At 71.6% G+C, this 22542-nt stretch carries 20 protein-coding genes; 11 read left to right on the top strand and 9 right to left on the bottom strand.

Translation table 11 applies throughout. The annotated features are described in order from the left end of the window. Positions 1-145: 145 nt before the first annotated feature. Both K7C20_RS34685 and K7C20_RS34680 read right to left on the bottom strand, forming a co-directional pair. Positions 146-2773: an MFS transporter gene (locus K7C20_RS34685; RefSeq protein WP_030077267.1), complete on the bottom strand. Its 2628-nt coding sequence runs from the start codon at positions 2771-2773 to the stop codon at positions 146-148. Beyond that, positions 2770-3321, bottom strand: coding sequence for a MarR family winged helix-turn-helix transcriptional regulator (locus tag K7C20_RS34680; RefSeq protein ID WP_053208972.1), 552 nt, complete (start codon positions 3319-3321; stop codon positions 2770-2772). Before K7C20_RS34680 ends, K7C20_RS34685 begins: the two co-directional genes overlap by 4 nt. A gap of 356 nt (positions 3322-3677) precedes the next feature. Here K7C20_RS34680 and K7C20_RS34675 point away from each other — a divergent pair, with 356 nt between their 5' ends. After that, complete coding sequence (locus tag K7C20_RS34675; RefSeq protein WP_030077265.1) at positions 3678-4070, top strand: PPOX class F420-dependent oxidoreductase; 393 nt, start codon at positions 3678-3680, stop codon at positions 4068-4070. 90 nt (positions 4071-4160) lie between these two features. Here the strand turns inward: K7C20_RS34675 and K7C20_RS34670 are convergent, their stop codons facing one another. From K7C20_RS34670 to K7C20_RS34645, 5 genes are all read right to left on the bottom strand, one after another. Next, a complete protein-coding gene (locus K7C20_RS34670) occupies positions 4161-5120 on the bottom strand; it encodes an alcohol dehydrogenase catalytic domain-containing protein (RefSeq protein WP_030077259.1) in 960 nt (319 codons plus the stop codon). Between the two features lie 218 nt (positions 5121-5338). Continuing rightward, on the bottom strand, positions 5339-6715 hold the full coding sequence (locus K7C20_RS34660; RefSeq protein WP_052414258.1) for a nucleotidyl transferase AbiEii/AbiGii toxin family protein: 1377 nt from the start codon (positions 6713-6715) through the stop codon (positions 5339-5341). Further along, positions 6712-7431 (bottom strand): hypothetical protein, encoded by a 720-nt coding sequence (locus K7C20_RS34655; RefSeq protein WP_030077255.1) that lies wholly within the window; start codon positions 7429-7431, stop codon positions 6712-6714. The genes K7C20_RS34660 and K7C20_RS34655 overlap by 4 nt, the downstream gene beginning before the upstream one ends. Before the next feature lie 58 nt (positions 7432-7489). Further along, the gene (locus K7C20_RS34650; protein ID WP_030077253.1) at positions 7490-8848 is read right to left on the bottom strand and encodes an APC family permease; all 1359 of its coding nucleotides are present in this window, start codon (positions 8846-8848) and stop codon (positions 7490-7492) included. A 51-nt stretch (positions 8849-8899) separates the two neighbouring features. Then, positions 8900-9799, bottom strand: coding sequence for a carbon-nitrogen hydrolase family protein (locus tag K7C20_RS34645; RefSeq protein ID WP_030077251.1), 900 nt, complete (start codon positions 9797-9799; stop codon positions 8900-8902). 141 nt (positions 9800-9940) lie between these two features. Between K7C20_RS34645 and K7C20_RS34640 the strand changes: the two genes are divergently transcribed. Both K7C20_RS34640 and K7C20_RS39125 read left to right on the top strand, forming a co-directional pair. Next, entirely contained in the window at positions 9941-10717 is a 777-nt protein-coding gene (locus K7C20_RS34640; protein ID WP_053208973.1) for a FadR/GntR family transcriptional regulator, read from the top strand. A gap of 78 nt (positions 10718-10795) precedes the next feature. Continuing rightward, positions 10796-10930, top strand: coding sequence for a hypothetical protein (locus tag K7C20_RS39125; protein WP_280921986.1), 135 nt, complete (start codon positions 10796-10798; stop codon positions 10928-10930). A 57-nt stretch (positions 10931-10987) separates the two neighbouring features. Here K7C20_RS39125 and K7C20_RS34630 read toward each other — a convergent pair whose 3' ends face one another. Beyond that, on the bottom strand, positions 10988-11905 hold the full coding sequence (locus K7C20_RS34630) for a DMT family transporter (protein WP_053208974.1): 918 nt from the start codon (positions 11903-11905) through the stop codon (positions 10988-10990). A 405-nt stretch (positions 11906-12310) separates the two neighbouring features. On the opposite strand from K7C20_RS34630, the gene K7C20_RS34625 reads away from it, so the two are divergent. From K7C20_RS34625 to K7C20_RS34595, 7 genes are all read left to right on the top strand, one after another. Further along, positions 12311-13081, top strand: a complete 771-nt coding sequence (locus K7C20_RS34625; RefSeq protein ID WP_030077247.1) for a GntR family transcriptional regulator — start codon at positions 12311-12313, stop codon at positions 13079-13081. Between the two features lie 77 nt (positions 13082-13158). Continuing rightward, positions 13159-13386 carry a 4Fe-4S dicluster domain-containing protein gene (locus K7C20_RS34620; protein WP_030077246.1) on the top strand — a complete coding sequence of 76 codons (228 nt, stop codon included), beginning with the start codon at positions 13159-13161 and terminating at the stop codon, positions 13384-13386. Between the two features lie 13 nt (positions 13387-13399). Then, positions 13400-14845: an ABC transporter substrate-binding protein gene (locus K7C20_RS34615; RefSeq protein WP_078953076.1), complete on the top strand. Its 1446-nt coding sequence runs from the start codon at positions 13400-13402 to the stop codon at positions 14843-14845. Continuing rightward, positions 14842-15735 (top strand): ABC transporter permease, encoded by an 894-nt coding sequence (locus K7C20_RS34610; protein ID WP_030077243.1) that lies wholly within the window; start codon positions 14842-14844, stop codon positions 15733-15735. The genes K7C20_RS34615 and K7C20_RS34610 overlap by 4 nt, the downstream gene beginning before the upstream one ends. After that, positions 15732-16514 (top strand): ABC transporter ATP-binding protein, encoded by a 783-nt coding sequence (locus tag K7C20_RS34605; RefSeq protein ID WP_107083364.1) that lies wholly within the window; start codon positions 15732-15734, stop codon positions 16512-16514. Before K7C20_RS34610 ends, K7C20_RS34605 begins: the two co-directional genes overlap by 4 nt. 107 nt (positions 16515-16621) lie before the next feature. Continuing rightward, positions 16622-19402, top strand: coding sequence for a fumarate reductase/succinate dehydrogenase flavoprotein subunit (locus K7C20_RS34600; protein WP_053208993.1), 2781 nt, complete (start codon positions 16622-16624; stop codon positions 19400-19402). Between the two features lie 165 nt (positions 19403-19567). Then, entirely contained in the window at positions 19568-20692 is a 1125-nt protein-coding gene (locus K7C20_RS34595; protein ID WP_030077241.1) for a PP2C family protein-serine/threonine phosphatase, read from the top strand. A 335-nt stretch (positions 20693-21027) separates the two neighbouring features. Here the strand turns inward: K7C20_RS34595 and K7C20_RS34590 are convergent, their stop codons facing one another. Beyond that, on the bottom strand, positions 21028-21603 hold the full coding sequence (locus tag K7C20_RS34590) for a hypothetical protein (protein ID WP_160328703.1): 576 nt from the start codon (positions 21601-21603) through the stop codon (positions 21028-21030). 269 nt (positions 21604-21872) lie between these two features. On the opposite strand from K7C20_RS34590, the gene K7C20_RS34585 reads away from it, so the two are divergent. Continuing rightward, positions 21873-22178 carry a hypothetical protein gene (locus tag K7C20_RS34585; RefSeq protein WP_048828891.1) on the top strand — a complete coding sequence of 102 codons (306 nt, stop codon included), beginning with the start codon at positions 21873-21875 and terminating at the stop codon, positions 22176-22178. Positions 22179-22542 lie beyond the last annotated feature (364 nt).

The following is a 22542-nucleotide window of genomic DNA, read 5'->3' as shown; positions in this document are numbered from 1 at the left end:
CCCGGTGGGGGCGCCCGGCCCGGGAGCGGGGTGCCGCGGGTGCTCCGGCGCCCTGTGCGATAGGCCCCGCGTGCCGGCCGGTCACGGGTGAGGGGCCCGCCGCGCCTTCCCCGCCGGGCCCCTCACCTGCATCGTTCGCCGTTCGTCAGCTCGCCGGGTCGTGGCTGAGCTCGATGTCGAACGCGCTCTGTCCGGCAGCCCCCACATGCAGCGGGGCGGCGACCGGCGGATAGCCGGCGGCGATCAGGGTGTACTCACCGCTGTCGAGGTCGGTGAAGACGTACTCCCCGTCCTGACCGCTGGTGGCGATGGCGACCACGTCGCCTGCCGGGTCCAGCAGGGTCACCCGGGCGTCGTCCACCGGTCCGCCGCGTGCCGTCCGGACGGTGCCACGGACCTGGGCGCCGAGCGTCAGCCGTACCTCGTACCAGTTGCGGTTGCCGGTGGTGACCTCCACCTGGAGGGCGGACGGGCGGTGGTGCTCGGCGCTGACGGCCAGGGTGTAGCTGCCCGGGGTCAGTTCCCCGAACGCGAAGCCGCCGTCCTGGCCGGCCACGCCCGAGGCGACGACCTCGCCGCGTACGTCCGTGGCCACGACGAGTGCGCCGGCCACCGGGTCGTCGCCCTTCTCCTCGCGGACCTCGCCGGAGAGACCCGCCGCACCGCTCAGGGTCAGGTCGAACGAGACGGGCTCGCCGCCCACCACCACGGTCACGGCCTGCGGCCTGCGGGCCCCCGCGGAGCCGATCAGCACATAGGTGCCGGCACCCGTCGTGGGCAGCGCATAGCCACCGTCGGCCCCGGACGACGTACGGCCGAGCTGCCGGCCGCCGACGCTGATGAGGGTGACCGCGGCCTGCGCCACCGGCCTGCCGTCGCCGTCCCGCACCGTCCCGCGGATCACCGGACCGGTCGCACCGGTTCCGCGGTCCGCGGAGCCCGCGGGCATCGCGGCGAGGACCGGCACGGCGTCGGCGACCGGGACATCGGCCGGCTCGGCCGCCGTCCGTGTGTCCGCGCCCTCCGCCGTGCCCTCCGCACCGTGCGCCGCACCGTCGACGGCGCCTGCCGCGTCCTTGGCGGACTCCGCCTCGGCGTCGGCCTGCGCACGGGCCTGCAGACCGGAGATCTGCCGCAGCGGCACCTCCTTGATGAACCACATCAGCAGGAAGGCCACGGCCACGACGATCGCGCCCATGAGGAACACGGTGTGCATCGAGTCGGCGAAGCCGCGCTTGAACGGCTCGGCCAGCCGGGGGTCGAGGTGCTGGATGAACGACGAATCGCTGAGCACACCCGAGGAGTTGCCGTTGCCAGGGTGCTTGAGCATGTCCAGCACGGGCTTGTTGGCGGGGTCGTGCAGCACCGCGGGGTCGTGCAGCGCGGCCTGGAAACGCTCGGTGGAGGCGGCGTCCTTGAACGCCGCGGAGATCTTGTCACCGACCGTGCTGAACAGCACCGACAGGAAGATCGCGGTACCCGCGGTGGCACCCATCTGACGGAAGAACGTGGACGAGGCGGTCGCCACGCCCATGTCCCGCGGGGGCACCGCGTTCTGTACGGCGAGCACCAGGGTCTGCATACAGCCGCCCAGGCCGAGGCCGAAGACCAGCATGTACGCCATGGTCTCCCACAGCGGCGTGTCCCACTGGACCCTGAAGTGGAAGAGCAGCATCGCCGCGATCATCAGCGCGGTGCCGATGATCGGGAAGATTTTGTAGCGGCCGGTCTTGGCGGTGATCTGGCCCGAGGCGATCGAGGCGATCATCATGCCCGCCATCAACGGCAGCATTTCCAGACCCGACTTGGTGGGGCTGGCGCCCTTCACGATCTGGAGGTACTGCGGGATCATCAGCATCCCGCCGAACATGCCCATACCGATCAGCACGGACAGCAGACTGGTCTTGCTGAAGGTGCCGTTGCGGAACAGCCGCATCGGGATCAGCGCGTCATCGCCGATCCACCGCTCGACGAAGATCCAGGCGATGATGCCGACGACACCGATGCCATAACAGGCGATCGACCGGGACGAGTCCCAGCCCCACTCCCGGCCCTGCTCCGCGACGAGCAGCAGCGGAACGACGCCGAGGGAGATGGTGAACGCTCCCCACCAGTCGATGCGGTGATCGCGCCGGGTGTGCGGGATGTTGAGCACCTTCGCGACCACGAACAGCGCGACGATGCCGATCGGCACGTTGACCAGGAAGACCCAGCGCCAGCCGGTGATGCCGAGCAGCTGGTCCTGTCCGGCGAGCGCCCCGCCGATCAGCGGCCCGGCCACGCTGGAGGTGGCGAAGGTGCCCAGCATGTAGCCCTGGTACCGGGCACGTTCCCGCGGCGGGACGATGTCACCGATGATCGCCAGTGCCAGCGACATCAGTCCACCGGCACCCAGGCCCTGAATCGCCCGGAACGCGGCGAGTTCGGTCATCGAGGTGGAGAACGTGCACAGCACCGACCCCGCGACGAAGATGGTGATCGCGGCCAGGTAGTACGGCTTGCGGCCGTACAGGTCGGACAGCTTGCCGTACAGCGGAGTGGCGATCGTCGAGGTGATCAGGTAGGCGGTGGTCGCCCAGGCCTGCTGGCTGAGGCCGTGCAGATCGTCGGCGATGGTCCGGATGGAGGTGCTGACGATGGTCTGGTCGAGCGCGGCGAGGAACATCCCCAGCATCAAGCCGCTGAGGATGGTGAGGATCTGACGGTGGCTCAGGATTCCAGGTTCGGGTATCGCCTCGGCTCCCGCGGCGGGCGGGGAGGTGGCTGTGCTCATGTACGTATGTCTCCCTGCTCCACGGCGGCTCCCTGGTCTCCCCCGGGCGTCAGCCGTGTGTGTTGTCGTCCTGCCATGTCCTCGTTGAGACGGCCCAGCAACCGGATCAGGTCGGCCCGGTCCTGGGGCGACCACGGTTCGAGGAGCCCGGCCAGTTCGGCGTCGCGCTGAGCCCGGTAGTGCGCAAAAGCGGCGCGCCCCGCCCCGGTCGCCGCCAGCAAGGACCCACGGCGGTCTTCCGGATCGGGGCGACGGGCCACCAGGCCCCGCTCGACCAGCGAACGCACCTGACGGCTGACGGTCGACAGATCGAGGAACGCGTCGGCGGCCAGATCGGTCGCCCGCTGGTCCCCGCCGACCACCAGCCTGGCCAGCAGCACCCGGTCGGCGGCGCCGCCGTCGGTCTTGGCCCGCTGCTTCCATGCCGCGATCAGCCGCGAGAAGCGGACGATCTCGGTCCCCAGCCCGGCGGCCGCCTCGTCCAGCCTCGACGAGGCGGTGACCTGCGCGGCAGCCCGGTCGCATGCATGGACCGTGCCCTTACTCATCGTCGTGATCCTTCGCGGTGATGTCGTCGTTCCGCCGAATACATTGCTTGTATCCAGCAAGCATAGCGGCTGGATACAACTGCTGCGCGCCACCCAACACCGGGTCACCGGTGCGGGAATGGGGTGGGAGTGCAGCTGCCCACGGCACCCGGGGAAGAGGACGGCGGACACGAGACCGCGGCCGGCAAGGTCCCGCTTCGGGGCCCTGTCCGTCGGGCCCCTCCCGCGCGCCGCCCGAAGATCACGGCGCGGACCAGCCCGTATATGCTCCACCACGCCCCTCACGAGCAGCGCATGAACACCCGGCGGCACAGGAGCACCACACCGCCGCCGCTCCGACCGGCCGGGAGACCGTTGTGCACCTTCCCTCTGAACTTCTCGCCCTTCTGCGCCGGCCGAGCACCTGCTTTCTGGCCACCTCGATGCCCGACGGTTCCCCTCAGGTGACCCAGACCTGGGTCGACACCGACGGCACCCATGTGCTGATCAACAGCGTCCGGAGCCATGTGAAGACCCGGAACATCGGGCGCGACCCCCGCGTGGCCGTCGCCGTCTCCGACCCGGACAACCCCTCGCGCTACTTCCAGGTGCGCGGCCGGGTGGTGGAGACCACGACCGAGGGCGCGGTCGAGCACATCGAGCAGCTCGCCCAGAAGTACCTCGGCAAGCCCTACCCCTGGTACGGGGGCCGCGACGAGGAGCGCGTGCTCTTCGTCATCGAGCCGGAGCGCATCAGCGGCACGGGATAAGGAGACGTCCTCCGCCAGGAGATGTTTTCTCCAGGGGAGCCTTCCTCCAGGGGGTGTCTCTCCCCTGGGGCGCGTATCGAAAGCGCACCGTCACCCGCACGTCAGCATGACCTTGCCGAACTTTCCCGGGCCGGCGAGCCGGGCGTAACCCTCGGCGTACCGGTCGAGGGAGAAGGCCGTGTCCACGGGGACCCGCAAGCGGCCTTGGGCGAGCAGGGGAACGACCGAGGTGCGAACGAGGTCGGCGAGCAGCACCTTCTCCGCGTGTGTGCGGCCGCGGAGGGTCGTTCCGATCAGATGGCCGCGCACCAGCATGAGGTCGAACATCCGCAGCGGGACCGTGGCGCCGGCCTGCACCCCGACGATGAGAACCTTGCCGCGGCTGCGCAGCAGGGTGACCCGTTGCAGGCAGTCCTGTCCGCCGACGAGTTCCACGATCACGTCGTACGGCCCGTGCTGCGCCTCATCGGCGGGAGTGACGACGTCGACGCGTGCACCGTCCGGGGCGAGCGCCCTCACCTGGTGGTGAAGCTCGGGGCGGCGCACACTTGCCACGGCATGCGCTCCGGAAACCGCGGCAACCTGCACCATGGCCGTTCCCACGCCGCCTGCCGCTCCGGTGATCAGCACCCGGTCGCCCGCGCGGACCTGGGCCTGGGTGACCAGCGAGTCCCAGGCGGTGCTGAAGGCCTCCGGGAAGCCGCCGGCCTCCTGCCAGGACAGGGCATTTGGCACCGGAAGCAGGAGATCGGCAGGGACGGCGATCCGCTCGGCGTGACCGCCGCCACCGACCAGCGCCATGACGCGGTCTCCGGTGGAGATCCCGGTAACGGCGCTCCCCACGTCCTCGACTTCACCGGCGATTTCCAGGCCGGGCACGTCGGCCGGCCATCCCGGCGGTGCCGGATAGTCCCCCCGTGCCTGCTGTAGGTCGGCGGCGTTGAGACCGGCGGCGCGCACGCGGACCACCGCATCTCCCGGTCCCGCCACCGGGTCCGGGCGTTGCTCCAGATGTAAATGTCCAGCAGAGTCGATCACTACAGCTCGCATGAATCGTCCCCTACGGCCAGGCCCTGAGGAAACCGCGAGCGGGACGTCAGACAGTCACAGCCACTCGTCGGTGGCAGCGACGAGGACCGTCGCCTCGTAGCGGGAGGCACACGCCTTGCCGGCACGCATGCGATCGGGCCTGGTACGCGGCCGGCCCGGCCCGGTGCGGGGCACGCGGACCTTCTCCAGGACGGGCGCGAACTGCGGGGAGCCCCCGCTCAGCCCGGCGTGCCGGCCTCGCCCCCGCTCAGCTCCTGCACCGCCTCGTCCGGGTCGGTGAGCAGCCACGTCCACCGGGCGACCGCCGGATGATCCCTGCGGAACTCCGCCACCACGGCGGCCGCATCCCGCAGCGTGCATCCGTCGCGGCCGGACAACTCCCGGGTGAGGACGACCGTGTTCTCGAACCCGATCCGCCGCTCCAGCAGCAGGTCCTGCACCGCGTCCATACCTCGCTCGGCAAGAACCCCGGCGCATTCCGCGGTCAGCGACGCGAACCAGGCGGCCCGCTGCCGGTATTCGGCGGTGGCGCCGCTGCCGTCGTCGCAGGCGAAGGTGGGCTCCAGGGCCGTCACGAGACGATGGACGTACCGGTGCTCGCCATAGGGATCCGCTGCCACGGTCCCGGCGAGCGGCGGGTACTCCTTGCGGAACTCGGACCAGTCGCGTTCGATCTCGGAGATGGTCCGCAGCAGCACCGGAGAGCGGTCGTAGCAGCCGTCCTCCACACCCCGGAACACCTCGCGCAGCAGGGCGAAAGGCAACTCGGTGCTCTCCGCGAGCAGGACGGCGTCGTAGAGGTCCTTGCCCTCGGGGTGCCTGTCGCTCACCAGCCACAACACCTTCCAGGCGAGCGACAGCGCACGGGTCGCCGCTCGGACCACCACAGGTGCCGTGCCCTGGGGCCCGCGGATCTCGGCGGGCTCCGCGGGCGCGGGGAGGCGCTCGTTGAAGACGAAGTCGAGCTGCACGCTGCCCGCCGGGACGCCGTCGGCTTCGGCCGTCCACGGGATGACCAGCCGCCGGCCCGGCACCCGGTCGTACGACCAGATCTCGTCGCCGACGGCGGCACGCGCGTCGAGGCGTACCGGGCCGCCGCGGTGGGACAGCGCCTCGGCCGCGGCGGCGATGCCGTCGAGCATCCGGTCCGTACGGTCGTCCTCCAGCTGCCAGTTCTCGGGTACCACGACGAAGTCGAGGTCCCCCGGCTCGCGTGCCGCGTCCCCGAACCACTCCTTCAGCAGCATGCTGCCGCGGAGCACGAGATGGCCGGCCCAGGGGGACTGCGCGAGCGCGGTGAGTACGTGATGCAGGGCATGCCGCCGCGCCTCGTACCACCGCTCGCCGACCGCCGTGTCCGCGAAGCCGGGCTCACCCAGGCGCATCCCGAAGGCATGGTGGGTCGCCGCGGGGTCGAAGACCGGTCGCTGCACCACACCGTCATCCGGTACGGGAAGCAGGGTGGTGGGCAGATCCATCTCGGCCCGCGTCGCCTCGTCGGGCCTGGCCCGCGGCACGACCTCGGTGTCCGCCCACGGTCCGTACCGGAACGCCTGCCACTCCGACGCCGCACCCGTCTCGTCGGTCCCTGTCACGAGCCGATCCCCTCCCCCGCCATCGCGAACTCCCCGTCCAGCCAGCCGGCGTCGAGCGCCGGATTCCCGTCGTGCACCACGAACTCCCGCTCGACGGAGGCGAGCTGGTATCCCGCGGCGCGCAGCTGCGCCGACAAGGCGTCCAGCCGCCGCCCTGCGGTCGCCAGGCCCACCATCCTGCACCGTTGTGTCACGAACCGCTCCGCCCTGCCGTCGGACCGCACCCGGCGTGCGTTCCGCGAGAGGTGCGCACCGTGCCCGACGACGACGGCGAGCAGGGAGTCGAGGGGAGCGGAGCGCGCGAGCACCAGCTTGAGGTGATGCTCGAAGTAGTACCCGGGGCCGAGCCCCGCGGCCTCGTCGTCCGTGCCGGGTACGCCCGCGGTCCACGGAGTCGCCTCGATCTTCGTCCGCACCACGTCGAAGCCCGCGGCGCGCAGCCCGTCCGCCCGTGCGGCGGCTTCGGTCCGGACCTTCGCGTACGTCCCGGACCCGTGCAGGGTCAGCATCGGTTGCGAGGGCACGTCCCCCTGTTCCAGGAGGATGTGTACGCACGTGAGGCAATGGGCCGCCGCGTATGCGGCCAGCGCCCCGGCCGCCCCGCGGCCCCCGTCGTCCCGGACCGTGAGATGTACCTCGAACTCCCCCACGAAAGCAGGGCCCTCGGCCGCTTCCGTCCCGTACCCGGGCACTGCTGCCCCGCCACTCGCACTCATCCCGAGATGATCACACGGCTTCCGGCAACAGCGCCCCGGTGGGTCTGCCGGGCGGGCTTCAGGCGGTTGCGGCGGTACGGGAGTCCTCGGTGAGGTCCATCTTCGGCGGCGGCCTGCGGAAGCCCTTCGTGAGGTACGTGAGGTAGCAGACGCCCACGGCCAGCCAGATCAGGCCCAGGAGTTGGGCCTTGGAGTCGAGATGGGCCAGCAGCCAGATGTCGACGGCGGCGCCGAGGACCGGGGCGATCACATAGGGCAGCACGCGGGGTCGGCCACCGGCCCGGCGGCTGCGGAGGTAGGTGGCGAGAACGCTGAGATTGACGAAGGTGAAGGCGGTGAAGGCGCCGAAGTTGATGAAGGACGTGGAGGTGGCCACGTTCATGCGCAGGGCGATGAGGCCGACGGCGCCGGTGAGCAGGATGTTGAAGACGGGGGTGCGCAGACGGGGGTGGATCCACCCGAAGGTCCTGCGCGGGAGGACCGAGTCGCGGCCCATGGCGAGCAGCAGCCGGGAGGTGCTGGCCTGGGCGGAGATGCCGGAGGCGAACTGGGCGACGACCAGGCCGGCGAGGAAGACCGACGCGAAGACGTCCCCGCCGATGACCCGGGCGATCTCGAAGGCCGCGGAGTCGGCATCGGTGAAGACGCTGCCCGGGTGGACCAGCTGGGTCGCGTAGGCCACCGCGACGAAGATGCCGCCGCCGATGAGTGCGACGAGGAGGATGGCGCGGGGCATGGTCCGCTTCGGCTCGATGGTCTCCTCGGTGAGGGTGGTGACCGCGTCGAAGCCGAGGAAGGAGTAGGCCGCGATGGCGGCGCCCGCCGAGATGCCGGCCAGGGTGGTGGCGTGGTTGGCGAAGGGCGTGCTGTCGGCGAGTGCGCCTGCTCCGCCGAGCTGGACGACATGCCGCAGGGACAGCAGCACGAAGAACGCGATCACCAGGAACTGGAAGACCATCAGCAGGTCGTTGACGCGTTCCGCGGTCTTGATGCCCCGGACGTTCAGCGCCGTGGTCAGCACGATGAAGCCGAGGATCCACACCCAGAACGGGACGTCGGGGAACTCCGCCTGGAGGTAGGCGCCGCCGATGAGCCAGATGACCATGGGCAGGAAGAAGTAGTCGAGCAGCGTCGCCCAGCCGACGAGGAAGCCGACGCGTCCGTCGATGGCTTCCCTGACGTAGGTGTACGCCGACCCGGCGACCGGGTATGCGGCCGTCATCTTCCCGTAGCTGTGCGCGGTGAACAGCATGGCGCACAGGGCGAGGAGATAGGCCGTGGGAACGGCACCCCCGGTGGTGTCGGCCACGACGCCGAAGGTCCCCAGGACGATCAGCGGGGTCATGTACGCGAGCCCGAACAGGACGACGGACTTGAGGGTGAGGGTGCGGGCGAGCGTGTGCTCGGAGGGGTCCATGGGTGGCTCCGGGGGATGTGCCGCGATACGGGGTGGGAAGGGGTCGGGCGGTCAGCTGCCCGTGCCGCGAGGGAACGGGGCGGGGCCGGCGGGCCGCCAGCGGCGTGGGTCGATGCGTCCGTCGTAGAGCGGGAGTTCCAGCGGAGCGTCGGTGTCGGTGAACTGGTCCCACATACGGTTCAGCCCGGCCGTACCGAACTCCCGTACCCGGGTGACGTCGTCGAGGTCCAGCACATCGGTGAGGACGGCGGGCCCCTGGTCGGGGGCCTCGGTGCGTACCCGGCCTTCGGGGTCGACGACGAGACTGCGGCCGGTGCCGGTGGGTCCCGCGGTGTTGACGCTGAGCACGAACACCTGGTTGACGATGGCGTTGGCGCGGGCGAGCACCAGTTCCTGGGCGCGGTCGGCAGTGGTGGTCATGACGGGGTTGATGATCACCTCGGCGCCCATCCAGGCGAGGTGGCGGGCCACTTCGGGGAACCAGGCGTCGTAGCAGATCGAGAAGCCGACCCGGCCGGTCCCCGGCAGGTCGAGAACGACGAAGCGGTCCCCGGCGTCGTAGGGCTCGTGCGGCCGCCACGGGAAGATCTTGCGGTACGAGGCGGCGGGACGGCCCTCCGGGGAGAAGGCCAGCGCCGTGTTGAACAGTTCGCCGTCCGGTCCCCGCTCGCAGACGCTGCCGGGTACGAGCCAGATGCCCAGATCGCCGGCGAGCTCGGCGAGCTGTCTCGCGCGGGGACCGTCCAGCGGTTCGGCCGCCGCCCGCAGCTCGGCCTCGGACCCGTCGGCGCCCCCGGTCACGCCGCACAGATGGAGCTCGGGATAGACGACGAGCCGGGTCTGCGGGAAGCGCGCGATCAGCTCCCCGACCTCCGCGGCGAAGCCGGACAAGGGCGCCGTGGCCGGGCGGGGCGGTGCCTGGACGAGGGCTACGGGCAGGGGTCGGGACACGGGTCTCACCTGCGTTCTCAGTGGCCGGACGGCGGTGTGGCCGACGGGCCGCGGGGGTGGACTTCAGGACCCGCATGAAATTAGAGCAAGATGAGCTCTTATTCAAGAGATCTCATAATGAGATGTTTGTTAGAGTGAGTCATGCCCGGACACCTTCCCGACGCCACGGACGCCGAGGCCGCGGTGCGGGGCCTGAATGCCCCGCCACTGGGTGGCATCCAACGGCTCTCCGCCCTGGACACGGTGCGCGCCCGTATCGCCCTCGCCGTCGAGCTCGGCCTGCTGGCACCCGGCGAGCGCCTCCCGCCGACCGACGAGATCGCCGCGGCACTGGGCGTCGGGGACATCACCGTCCGCCGCGCACTCACCTCGCTGCACGCCGACGGCGTGCTGGAACGCCGGCGCGGCCGGACCGGCGGCACCCTCGTCGCCGAGCGGCCCGCGAAGGGGACGGTCACCGAGGCCGCGGCCTACCGGGCGGCAGCGGCCGAGGTCCACCGGCTGATCGACCACCGGCTCGTCCTCGAATGCGGGATCGCCCATCTGGCGGCCCTCCAGGCAGGCGAAGCCGCCCTCGACGTCCTCGACCAACTGGTCGGCGAGATGGACGCGGCCGGGAGCTGGACCGAGTTCCGCAGCCACGACGAACGGTTCCACCTCGCGGTGGCGGACGCCACGGGCGTCGCCTTCGCCGCCGCACCGTACGGCGCGGTGCTCCAGGACCTCTACCGCTACTACCTGCCCTATCCGCTCGACACCCTCCAGCGGTCCAACTGCGAACACCGCGCTCTGGTCGACGCCCTGCGCCGCGGTGATCCGGTGGGCGCGACCGAGGTCGCCCGGCGGCATGTCGACCAGCTGCACCGGACGATGTTCGTGGGCCTGATGGACGACGCCGGTGCGGAGGCCGCCGGCTGAAGGGAGCCCGCCGGCGGGCACGGCATGACACGCTGGCGGGCGGACGACGAGATCAGGGCCGACGGAAGGACGTAGCCGATGAGTTCGGGCAGTGGCGCCCCGGCACGGGCAGTGCTCGGGACATGGCCGACCCCGCTGGAGCCGGCGCCACGGCCGGCCCGCGCGCTCGGCCTCGGGCCGGACGACTTCTGGGTCAAGCACGTCATGCTGTGAGGCGACAGCGTCCGGCCGCGACCCTGTCCAGGGGTGCCGCGGGGCGCCGCACGGCGCTCACGTATCCGCCGGTCCGGGCTCCGCACCGCTCTCGCGGGCGGCCGCGGGCGTCTTGTCCTGAACCCCGGTCAGGTCCCGGGCCAGCGCGACGCGGGAGAGCAGCACGGCGCCCCACAGGACCAGCGCGATGCCGAGGCATTCGGGGATCAGCCACCAGGCGGTCCGGACCCGTTCGTCGTAGAGGGTGACGCCCAGCGACAGACTCACCAGCGCGTCTCCGAGGGTGAGGACCGGCTGCGAGGCGGTCAGCGGGCCCGACTGCATGGCGTTCTCCAGCAGGAAGAGGGCCGTCACCCCGGCGGCGGCGAAGCCGTAGGTCTGCCACGCCGTGAAGAACGCGGCGGGGCCGCCGGTCTGCCAGGCGTGGGTGGCGTCCTTCATCAACGCCGCGGTGAGCGCGTAGGCGACCGCCGTCGCCCCGGCGAAGCAGGCCGCCCGTACACCGCCCTCGCCACGGCGGAGTGCGGCAGCGGCCGCCGTGGCGATCACCGCGGCGCAGACCACGAGCGCGGGCACCCAGCTGCTGAACGCGGCATGGTCGGTGCCGATGGTGGGCGCGGCGGCCGCGAGGGCGCAGCCGAGGCCGACGACGAGCAGCGCCACCCCCGTCCATCCACCGCGGGAGATGTGTCCGCCGAGGATGACCCGTCCGATGAGCAGGGCCAGGGGGAGTTCCAGGACGAAGAGGGGCTGCACCACCGACAGCGCTCCCTGCGACAGGGCCAGCGCCTGGAAGCAGGCCGCGGCGATGACCGCGAGCATCCCGCCGAGCCAGACGGCACGGTGCAGCAGATCGACGAGCAGACCGAGGCGCAGCCCGGTGGACAGCGGGACCGTGCGGGCCGCGCGTCGCTGGAGCACCGTGGCCAGCGCATTGCTGGCGGCCGCGAGCAACGCGAACACCACGGCCGCCACGCGCCCACCTCCTCGTCGGCCGCCCGGCACCGCGGCGGGGCCCGCTCCGCCGGTGGCCACGCCTGCTCGGCGGCGGCGCCGGGCGGTGCGGCTCGGGTCGGGGCGGCGTTGTACTGGGCTTCGACGCTATCCGGAGGTCGGCGCGGACCGCCCGGCGACACGGACGCCGGACGGCCGCATTCGCTGGGCCGGACGGCCGCATCCGCGGTGCCGCGGAGCAACCGGAAAGGCGGCCGCGGGAGTATCGGAGGGTCGGCGCGGGGGTTCCGGGCGGCCGTGTCCGGGGTGGCAGATCTTGCCGCGGCAGCGCCGTACTCCCAGGTCACAGCCGCCGTTCGCACGGCGGTAGGTGGCGCAATACTGCGGCAACACCACGGGCCGGATCCGCTCGGTAGGGTCCACCGCATGCCAGCCGAACGCACCCGCCAGCACACCACTCCGGTAGCCGCCGCGCGCCGTCGCCGGCTCCGCGCGGACCGCGCCCGGCAGCTCGCCGACCTGCTGCGGCACCAGGTGCTCGGAGGCCTCTTCCCCGATGGGGTGCTGCCGCACGAGGAGGTGATCGGCGCGGACTACGGCGTGTCCCGCAACACCGTCCGCCAGGCCCTCGACCTGCTCCGTGCCGAGCAGCTCGTGGCGCGCCAGCCGGGCGTGGGAACGGTGGTGGTGGGCCAGAAGTATCCGCATGCGCTCGACCGGTTGATGGGTCTCGCCGAGACCCTGCACTCGCACGGCCGGGTCACCAACGAGGTACGCACCATCAGCCCGGTCGCCGCACCGGCCCCGGTGGCGGACCGGCTGCGGATCCCGCCGCGCGGCGAGGTGCTCTACGTGGAACGGCTGCGCAGGCTCGACGGCCTGCCCCTCTCCCTGGACCTCACCTATATCCCGATGGACATCGGGCTGCCCCTGCTCGACGCCGATCTGGAGAACAACGACGTTTTCCGGCTGATCGAGGAGACGGCGGGACAGCCTCTGGGCACCGCCGAGATCACCCTGGAGGCCGTCAACGCCGATGCGCACTCCGCCGCCGTACTGGAAGCGCCGCGCGGCACGGCCGTGCTGATGCTCGAACGCCTCACCCATCTCGCCGACGGGACCCCCGTCGACCTGGAGTTCATCCGCTTCCGCGGTGACCGTCTCACCATGCGGGGCCTGTTGCACCGCACGATCTGAGCCCCCGCGCCCGCTCCGCCCCGACGACCGCCTTCCCTCCCCGCCCTCCCCTACCCCGCCATGCCCTGGAGACCGCCATGCCTCTTGCGCCCCAACGCACCGATGTGCCCGTGACCATCGACGAATCCAAGTGCATCGACGGCTGCACGCTGTGCGTCGACATGTGCCCGCTGGACTCGCTCGCCATCGACCCGGCGAGCAGCAAGGCGTACATGCACGTCGACGAGTGCTGGTACTGCGGGCCGTGTGCCGCGCGCTGTCCCACCGGCGCGGTCACGGTCAACATGCCCTATTTGTTGCGATGAGAGGCCCCCGTTCATGAGCTCCCGACCCACGGGCTCCCCGTTCGTGCCGTCCCCCTCCCCCTCCCGGCGCCCGCCCGCCCCTTCTTCCGCCACACCCCGTGCCGCTCGCCGCAGGGCGCTCGCCGCGGCGCTCCCGGCCGTTCTGCTGGCGGCCTCGCTCAGCGGCTGCGGCAGCGCCGCGGACGCCTCGGACGACAAGACCGTCACCGTGACCGTCGGCTACCAGTCCAAGACCATCAACACCGTCACCGCCGGTACCCTGCTGCGCTCGCTGGGCTTGTTCGAACGTGCGCTGCGCGCCCAGGGCAAGCGCGACGGCAGAACGTACAAGGTGCGGTGGCAGGACTACGCGACCGGTGCACCGATCACCGCACAGATGGTCGCGGGGAAGGTCGACATCGGCTCGATGGGCGACTTCCCGCTGCTCATCAACGCCGCCCGTGGCAGGCAGCTGCACGCGCCGACCCGGCTGGTCTCCGTCACCGGCTACAACCTGCGCGGGGCGCTCAACACCATTGTGACCAAGCCCGGTTCCGGCCTGCGCTCGCTTGCGGACCTGCGCGGCAAGACGGTGTCCAGCAGCGTCGGCTCGGCCTCCGACGGCACTCTCGTACGGGCCCTGCGGCAGGCCGGGATCGATCCGGAACAGGACATCCACAAACTCAATCAGCAGCCGGCCGTGGGGGCCTCGGCACTCCAGTCGGGCAGCGCGGACGCCCTCTCCCAGTTCGTGGCCTGGCCGGGGCTGCTCGCCTTCCAGGGCAAGGCGCAGGCGCTCTACGACGGGGGCGCGCTCGACCTGCCCACCTTCCACGGTGTGACCGTACGCGACGCCTTCGCCGCGCAGCGCCCGGCCGTGGTGCGGGCGTTCCTCACCGCGCAACGGGAGGCGACGCGCTCGTTGCAGACCCACCCGGTGGATGCCGCCCGGCGGGTCGCCGAGGCCACCGGTCTGCCGCCCGAGGTGGTCTACCTCTACAACGGCGCCGGCGGCCTCGCCACCTTCGATCCGACCCTCAAACCGCAGCTGGTCGCCGCGCTGAAGAAGGATGTGACCGTGCTGCGCGCGGCCAAGCTGACCGGGCCGGTCAATGTTGACTCCTTTGTCAATGACCGTTACGTCAAACAGAGTTACGGCAGCGGGTACGCCAAGGCCCGGAACAGCACCGCCCACCCGTCGCCCGACGAGGTGTGGCTGCGCGGCGAGGACCGTACCCACTCCTTCACCGGCCCGGACGCCCTGCTGCGGTTCGCCGCCGCCCACCACGGCAAGGTACGGGCCGCGTATGTGGCCGACGCGACGACCGGCACCCGCTGGTTCGCCGACAAAGCCGTCTGGGTCCGCGACGGCGCACGGCTGCTGCCCTTCGCCGCACGGGCCACCGCCGACGCCTGGACGCGCAAGCACCGTGGTGCGCGCCCCCTCAGCTACGCCGCCGCTCTGGAGCAGGCCCGGTGAGCGCGCCCACCACCACGGCCGTCCGGACGGGACGGGCGGGCCCGCACCGGCGGGCCTGGGCCCGCCCCGCCCGGCGCACGGCAGCGGTCCTCGCGGCGCTCGCCGTATGGCAGTTGCTCGCCCAGTTCCGGGTGAACCTGTGGCTGCGGTTCTCCCAGTTCCCGACCGTCACCGAGACGGCCCACGAGTTCGCCCGCCGGCTCGGCACCGCCGCGTACTGGCAGGACGTCTCCGACAGCGTGACCCGGATCGTCGGCGGCTTCGCCCTCGCCGCCGTCCTGGGCGTGGCCGTCGGCACCGCCGTCGCCCGCTCCCCGCTCGCCTCCGACCTGCTCGGCCCGCTGCTCGAAGTGCTGCGCCCCATACCGGCGATCGCGCTGGTACCGGTGGCGATCCTGCTGTTCCCCAGCAACGAACAGGGCATCGTCTTCATCACGTTCGCCGCGGCGTTCTTCCCCGTGACGGTCTCCACCCGGCATGCGGTGCGGGCGCTGACGCCCGTCTGGGAGGAGGCGGTCCGCACCATGGGCGGGGGCCGGTGGCGGGTGCTGTGGTCGGTGGTGCTGCCGGGGGCGCTGCCGGGCATCCTCGGCGGGCTGTCGGTGGGCATCGGTGTCTCGTGGATCTGTGTGATCTCCGCCGAGATGATCTCCGGCGAGTACGGCGTGGGCTACCGGACCTGGCAGGACTACACCATCGTCGACTACCCGGGGGTGTTCGTCGGCATGGCCACGATCGGTCTGCTCGGCCGGCTCACCTCCACGGCGGTGGAACTGCTGGGGCGGCGCGTGACGCGGTGGCTGCCGCGGACCGCGGACGACCCCTCTCCGCCCACGGGCGGCCGACTCCGGTGGCGGGTGGCCCGCACGGCGATCGGAGAGCCCTCATGACCCGTACCGAGATCACCGCGGCGGTTCCGGCACAGGAACCCGCCCCGGGCCTCCGGCTGGTCCTCCACGACGCCGTGCTGGGCCGGCCCGGTGCCCCCGTTCTGGACGGCCTGGACCTCGATGTCGCCGCCGGTGAGATCCTCACGGTCGTCGGGCCGTCCGGCTGCGGCAAATCCACTCTGCTGCGCACTCTGGCGGGCCTGCTGCCGCTGCTCGGCGGCCGGCTGAGCCAGGACGGCGATCCGGTCGGTGGGCCCGCCGCCGACCGTGCGCTGATCTTCCAGGAGGATGCGCTGCTGCCCTGGCGCACGCTGCGGGCCAATGTGGAACTCCCGCTGGCCATCCGGGGTGTGGCGCGCGCGGAGCGCCGCGCGCGGGCGGACGACTGGCTGGCCCGGGTCGGACTCACCGAGCACGCCGCACGGCTGCCGCACCATGTCTCCGGCGGCCAGCGGCAGCGCAGCCAGCTGGCCCGTGCGCTGGCCGGGCGGCCGCGTGCGGTCCTGATGGACGAGCCGTTCGGGGCGCTCGACGCACAGACCCGGGCCGGCATGCAGGACTTGCTGGTGACGGCGCTGCGCGGTACCGGCGCCACCGTCGTCTTCGTCACCCACGACGTGGACGAGGCGCTGTTCCTGGGCGACCGGGTCGCCCTGCTGGGCACCGGCCGGGTGCTGGACGTACCGCGGCCACGGGCACGGGCGGCACATGCCGATCCGGCGACGGTCGCGCTGCGCCGCGAAGTCCTCGCGTCGCTGGGTGACCGGCCCGGCCCCTGACCCGGTGTCGAGACCCCGGGATGACCCACGACATGACCGATGTGACGGGCGCGTCATACGACGTGACCCGGCAACCGAAAGGCACCGCCATGCCGCAAGGCACCGCCATGGAGACCACGGAAGCCATGGAGATCCCCTCCCTCGACACCGCCGAGGAGCTGTCCTGCGACGTCCTCGTGATCGGTGGCGGCACCGCCGGGACCATGGCGGCGCTCACCGCCGCCGAACACGGCGCCTCCGTCCTGCTGTTGGAGAAGGCACATGTCCGTCACTCCGGTGCGCTCGCCATGGGCATGGACGGGGTCAACAACGCCGTCGTCCCGGGCCGCGCGGAACCCGACGACTACGTCGCCGAGATCACCCGCGCCAACGACGGCATCGTCGACCAGTCCACCGTCCGCCAGACCGCGACCCGCGGCTTTGCGATGGTGCAGCGGCTGGAGTCGTACGGCGTGAAGTTCGAGAAGGACGAGCACGGCGAGTACGCGGTCCGCCAGGTGCACCGCTCCGGCTCGTACGTGCTGCCGATGCCGGAGGGCAAGGACGTCAAGAAGGTCCTCTACCGGCAGCTGCGCCGGCGCGAGATGCGTGAGCGCATCCGCATCGAGAACCGCATCATGCCGGTGCGGGTGCTGACCTCCGGCGGCCGGGCGGTGGGCGCGGCGGGCTTCCACACCCGTACGGGGCGGTTCGTCACGGTCCGGGCCGGCGCGGTGATCCTCGCCACCGGTGCCTGCGGCCGCCTCGGCCTGCCCGCCTCCGGCTACCTCTACGGCACTTACGAGAACCCCACCAACGCGGGCGACGGCTACGCCATGGCGTATCACGCGGGCGCCGAACTGACCGGCATCGAGTGCTTCCAGATCAATCCGCTGATCAAGGACTACAACGGCCCGGCCTGCGCCTACGTCGCCAACCCCTTCGGCGGCTACCAGGTCAACCGGCACGGCGAACGGTTCGGCGAATCCGACTACTGGTCGGGGCAGATGATGGCGGAGTTCGCGGCCGAGGTCGCCTCCGAACGCGGTCCCGTCTATCTGAAGCTCAGTCACCTCCCGGAGGAGTCCGTCTCCGCCCTGGAGACGATCCTGCACACCACCGAGCGCCCCACCCGCGGCACGTTCCACGCCGGCCGCGGCCACGACTACCGCACGCATGACGTGGAGATGCACATCTCCGAGATCGGCCTGTGCGGCGGTCACTCGGCGTCGGGCGTACGCGTCGACGACCATGCCCGCACCACCGTGCCGGGTCTGTATGCGGCGGGTGACCTGGCCTGTGTCCCGCACAACTACATGATCGGCGCGTTCGTCTTCGGCGATCTCGCGGGTGCGGACGCGGCCCGCCACCGCGCGTATGAGGGCGAGTTGCCCGCCGACCAGCTGCACGAGGCCCACGAACTGGTCTACCGGCCGCTGCGCAACCCCGACGGCCCGCCGCAGCCGCAGGTCGAGTACAAGCTGCGCCGCTTCGTCAACGACTATGTCGCCCCGCCCAAGAGCGGCGCCCGGCTGTCGCTGGCCGTCGAGCACTTCGAGCGGATGCACGCCGATATCGCCGCCATGGGCGCCCGCACACCGCACGAACTGATGCGCTGCGCCGAGGTCGGCTTCATCCGCGACTGCGCCGAGATGGCCGCCCGGTCGTCGCTGGCCCGCACCGAGTCCCGCTGGGGCCTCTACCACGAGCGCACGGACCACCCGAAGACCGATGACGACGACTGGCTGCACCACCTCGATCTGCGCAAGTCCGCCGCGGGAGCGATGGAGTTCACGGCCAGGCCCGTGGCGCCGTATCTCGTCCCGGTCGACGAGTACGCCCCGGTGGGCGGCACCCCCCGGTTCCTCGGCGAGGTCCACCCGGAGCAGGTCGCCACGGCCGGGCGGAGGGACACGCCGCCGGTGGGGTCCACGGGCGCGGGCCCAAAGGGGGTGAGCGCTGCGGCGCCGGACGGCGCGGCATCAGGTGACGGCGCCATGGCCGGGAACCCTCCCGCGACCGGTCCCGTGCCCGGCCCCTCCCCCCGCATCCTCGAACTCCTCGCCCTCGCCGAGGACCAGCCGGACCTCCCGACGCTGCGCCCCTACCTCGCCGACCCCGACCCGGCCGTCCGTCGCGCCGCCGTCGACGCGCTCACCGAAAGCGTCCCGCCCGGCACGGGCCGGGCCCTGGCCGCCGCCCTCGCCGATCCCGACCCGGCCGTACGGGCCGCCGCCGGTGCCTCGCTGCGGGAACTGATCGAGGTCCTGACACCGGAGCCCGACCTGCGCACGCCGCTGGCCGCCGCCGTGCACGGCCCCGACGCCGTCGTCCGCTCGGCGGCCGTGGAGGTGCTGCGCACGCTCCGCCTCGGCGACCGGGCCCTCTTCGTCACCGCGCTCACCGATCCTGCCGTGGAGGTGCGGATCCAGGCCGTCCGCGCCCTGGTCTCCGTCGACGCCTCCGACGCTCTGCAACGCGCTGCCGCGGACCCCTCGCGCGAGGTCCGGGTCGCCGCCGCGCACGGCCTCGGCACGGTCGGCGGCCCCGACGACCTGGCGGTGCTGCTGCACGACGAGGATCTCCTCGTACGGGCCGCGGCGCTCGCGGCGCTGGCCACCACCGGCTGCCCACCGCCGTACGACACGGCGGCCGTCGCGGCGCTCGGCGACCCGGCCTGGCAGGTCCGGGCCGGTGCCGCCACGGCACTGGCGGCCGCCGGCGCCGAACTCGCCGTGCCCGCGCTGCGCTCCGCGCTCGCCGACCCGCACGCGGATGTGCGCAAGGCCGGGGTGCTCGCGCTGCGCCCGCACTCCGGCCGCGAGGAGGCCCGCCAGGCCTGGGCCGCGGTCGCGGACGACCCGGACGCGGATGTCCGTGCCCATGCCCGGCTCGCCTCGAAGGAGTGACACACGTTCGGGCGTCCGGGGTGCCGGTGGCCGCAGGCTGTGGGCCGAGTGCGCACGGCGGGCGGCCCGGCCGGCATCGCCCGACCACCGGAGCGCGCTGTATAAATCGGCCCGGAACAGGCATATTCCTGACTACCCGACATGGATGGCTGGTCAGGAATATCTATGCCTTCTTTCTCCCCACGATGGCCCCGATACGTCGAGTTCGCTCCGAGCGTCCTCGTCGCCGGAGGGCTCGTCTGGGACGCGTTCTCGCCGGCGGACTACTGGGGCGACCCGATGCTGACGGCGGCCAGCGTGACGGCCGGTGCACTGCTCTCCCTGCGGCACACCCTGGCGATCGGCGCCGCCATCATCGTCGGCGTCTTCGCGCTGACGGTGAAGGACGGCACCGCCGACATCCTGGAAGGCCATCTGGAGCTCATCAACACCCTCTTCGCCGCGCTCATGGGCGTCGGGGTCAACCGGGTGATCGCCCGTCACGGACGCCACCTGGATGTCGTCCGGTCGGTGGCGGAGGCCGCCCAGCGCGCCGTGCTGCCCGCGCCACCGGACCGCATCGGTCCGCTGACCATCGCCGCCCGCTACCAGGCCGCGCAGAGCGAGGCCCGGATCGGCGGTGACGCCTACGCCGTCCAGCGCACCCCGTTCGGCGTCCGGCTGCTGATCGCCGATGTGCGCGGCAAGGGACTGGGGGCGGTGAGCGCGGTATCGGTGCTGCTCGGCGCGTTCCGTGAGGCCGCCGAGCAGGAGCCGGAGCTGACGGTGCTGGCCGACCGGATGGAACACGCCCTGTTGCGGGAGAGCGAGCACACCTCCGAGGAGAACCGGCTCGAAGGCTTCATCACGGCCCTGATCTGCGAAATCGCCCCGGGTGCCACGGCGCTGCGACTGCTGAACTGCGGCCACCCCGCGCCGTACCTCTGCCACGACGACGAGGTGCAGGCACTGGAGGTCGGTGATCCGGGCCTTCCGCTGGGGATGGGCACGCTGGGCGCGGCGCGGACCGGCCCCACCGCCTGGCCGTTCCCGGCGGGCAGCACACTGCTGCTGGTCACCGACGGCGTGACGGAAGCCCGGAACCATGCCGGAACGTTCTACGACCCCGCGGCACAACTGGCGGACCACGGGCCGTTTCGGGGGCCCCGGGAATTGATCGACCGCCTGGTGGGGGAGGTCGAGCGCTGGAGCGGCGGGCCGCGCGACGACGATATGGCGGTCCTCGCGATCACCCGGCAGGTGGAGGGCCGCAGAAGAGGCGCACAGAGTGTGCGGAGCGCCGGGCGCTGACCCGTCCTGTGACCGTCCGCCGGCTGTTCGCGGACGCGACGGGATAGCGGAGCTACGACTCGCCGAGACCCGGATGTTCCGCTCGGGCATCGCCCTTTTGCGATATCGGACCGCCTGGCGCCCGGTCCCTGCAAGGCGTTCGGGGTCCGCCTTCTCTCCTCGGCCATAACACGACCCAGAGGCCATATTGATGCTTTCCGTCCCCCTTTCGGAATTTTCTCGCGTGCTGCCGAAAATCCAGGGGGTGAGATGAGAAGATCAGTTAGAGCATCAGCATCCGCACCGAGCGATTCATCGCTCCCGCGCAGATCGGAGTTGATGTGTCCGACAACAGATCAACCCTGCTGAGTCAGCGCGCCGCCGTCATTTTTCTGCTCGGCGCCCTCACTGCTATCGGCGCCGGTGTGCTCACCTTCTTCAATGGGGGAACACCGGCTTCCGCAACCCTCGTCGGCGGCGCTGCCTTCGGCGCCGCCGTCACCTTCTTCCATACGGTCATCGACTGAGATTCCGCCGGGGATTTTGGTCGGATGGCCCGCCCGGTGGCTCGCCGTGGCAAGGACAGCCGTCACGGTCCCGGTCCGCTCGATGACCCGTGCGGGCCGGGACCGTACTCCCCTACGGATGCGGTGCGTCACGGGCGCGGTGCGTCCGGAAACGCCCCGGTGAGCGAGCCCGGCCGACTGTGCGAGGTCATACTCGATGACGAGCACGGTGTTGCCCAAGTCCATGAGTCGACACAGCACTTGGAAGGCGGGCGGCGTCGACGGCCGCGTACCGGCGACGATGACGCCCCTGCCCTCGGGGCGGCGCGTGCCACGGCAGTCCGGGCAGGTCTTCTTGATCAGCGCCTGCCCGGCCTTTTGGCGGTGGGCGCCGTCGTCGATGCGCCGGGCGCAGCGCCGCATCATGGTGGTGACCGCGCCTCGAAACGTCCACAGGTGACCGTGGCGGGCCGGCGGACGGCCAGGCACGGACGGTGACCGATGCACATCCACCGGTGAGCGAGTCGACCAAGGCCTGCCGAGCTGACGGAGCCGGAGACCAGGCGCGGCAAGTCGTCCACCGTCTTTTCCGGAATCCGCGCCACCGCATGCGGTGCGCTCCCGCACCTCAGGTGCCAAACTTGAGACACCGCGCCCGGCCGCCGGCCGGGGCCCTTGTCGCCGAGGGGAACATCATGACCTGGGCATCTTGGACCACTGTCGGGATCCACGCCCTACCCGGCGCGGTTCGCACCGCGGAGATCGGCGTGATCAACGGCGACCTGACCATCCACACGACCTGGTCGGAAGACCTGGCGCATGTAGCTGTGCAGTACACCGGAGCCACGGACTGGTACACCATGGCCGGCAGCCCCGTCCCGTGCCACTCCGAAGAAGCCAGCCGCACCTTCCACCAGGCCGTCGTCGAAGCCGTACGCGGCGGCGAACGCGCCGACGCCTCCCTTGAGGAACTCTTCCACCCGCAGCCCGGCGCCCTCTGATCCCGACGCCGCGATCCCCGGCACCGACCCGGGCACCGGCCCCGGCTTGAGGGACCTTGCGAGCGGCCCTGCCGTGTCGTGCGGATTTACCTCGCCGACGGACTGACCGGCGCCCGGCCCCTCCCCCCCCCGGTTCCGCGCCCGGCAAGGCGCGGCGATCCTCCGGTGCTGCACGACATCGCCTTCGGCGCACCTTCCGAGCAACCATTTCGCGCCACTCCATGTCTCTTCCCATGGAGCACCGTTGGTCACCTTCTGGCTACTTAAAGCTGACCAATTGTTAAATTTCGACCAGGAATCTTGAATCCTGATCATTTCGCTTTACATGCCCATGCCAGACATACCAGGGTTTGCGCGGGGCCCC

The organism is Streptomyces decoyicus (assembly GCF_019880305.1).
Lineage (GTDB): Bacteria > Actinomycetota > Actinomycetes > Streptomycetales > Streptomycetaceae > Streptomyces > Streptomyces decoyicus.
The sequence above is the reverse complement of the archived record's forward strand: the minus strand, read 5'-3'. Positions and strand labels throughout refer to the sequence as shown.

What these genes read in the sequence shown, in the direction of transcription:
- K7C20_RS39125 (WP_280921986.1), top strand. Translation starts at nt 10,796, where the DNA reads ATGAGTTCGGGCAGTGGCGCCCCGGCACGGGCAGTGCTCGGGACATGG.
- K7C20_RS34605 (WP_107083364.1), top strand. Translation starts at nt 15,732, where the DNA reads ATGACCCGTACCGAGATCACCGCGGCGGTTCCGGCACAGGAACCCGCC.
- K7C20_RS34615 (WP_078953076.1), top strand. Translation starts at nt 13,400, where the DNA reads ATGAGCTCCCGACCCACGGGCTCCCCGTTCGTGCCGTCCCCCTCCCCC.
- K7C20_RS34585 (WP_048828891.1), top strand. Translation starts at nt 21,873, where the DNA reads ATGACCTGGGCATCTTGGACCACTGTCGGGATCCACGCCCTACCCGGC.
- K7C20_RS34680 (WP_053208972.1), bottom strand. Translation starts at nt 3,321, where the DNA reads ATGAGTAAGGGCACGGTCCATGCATGCGACCGGGCTGCCGCGCAGGTC.
- K7C20_RS34640 (WP_053208973.1), top strand. Translation starts at nt 9,941, where the DNA reads ATGCCCGGACACCTTCCCGACGCCACGGACGCCGAGGCCGCGGTGCGG.
- K7C20_RS34590 (WP_160328703.1), bottom strand. Translation starts at nt 21,603, where the DNA reads ATGATGCGGCGCTGCGCCCGGCGCATCGACGACGGCGCCCACCGCCAA.
- K7C20_RS34620 (WP_030077246.1), top strand. Translation starts at nt 13,159, where the DNA reads ATGCCTCTTGCGCCCCAACGCACCGATGTGCCCGTGACCATCGACGAA.
- K7C20_RS34655 (WP_030077255.1), bottom strand. Translation starts at nt 7,431, where the DNA reads ATGAGTGCGAGTGGCGGGGCAGCAGTGCCCGGGTACGGGACGGAAGCG.
- K7C20_RS34600 (WP_053208993.1), top strand. Translation starts at nt 16,622, where the DNA reads ATGGAGACCACGGAAGCCATGGAGATCCCCTCCCTCGACACCGCCGAG.
- K7C20_RS34685 (WP_030077267.1), bottom strand. Translation starts at nt 2,773, where the DNA reads ATGAGCACAGCCACCTCCCCGCCCGCCGCGGGAGCCGAGGCGATACCC.
- K7C20_RS34650 (WP_030077253.1), bottom strand. Translation starts at nt 8,848, where the DNA reads ATGGACCCCTCCGAGCACACGCTCGCCCGCACCCTCACCCTCAAGTCC.
- K7C20_RS34595 (WP_030077241.1), top strand. Translation starts at nt 19,568, where the DNA reads ATGCCTTCTTTCTCCCCACGATGGCCCCGATACGTCGAGTTCGCTCCG.
- K7C20_RS34625 (WP_030077247.1), top strand. Translation starts at nt 12,311, where the DNA reads ATGCCAGCCGAACGCACCCGCCAGCACACCACTCCGGTAGCCGCCGCG.
- K7C20_RS34670 (WP_030077259.1), bottom strand. Translation starts at nt 5,120, where the DNA reads ATGCGAGCTGTAGTGATCGACTCTGCTGGACATTTACATCTGGAGCAA.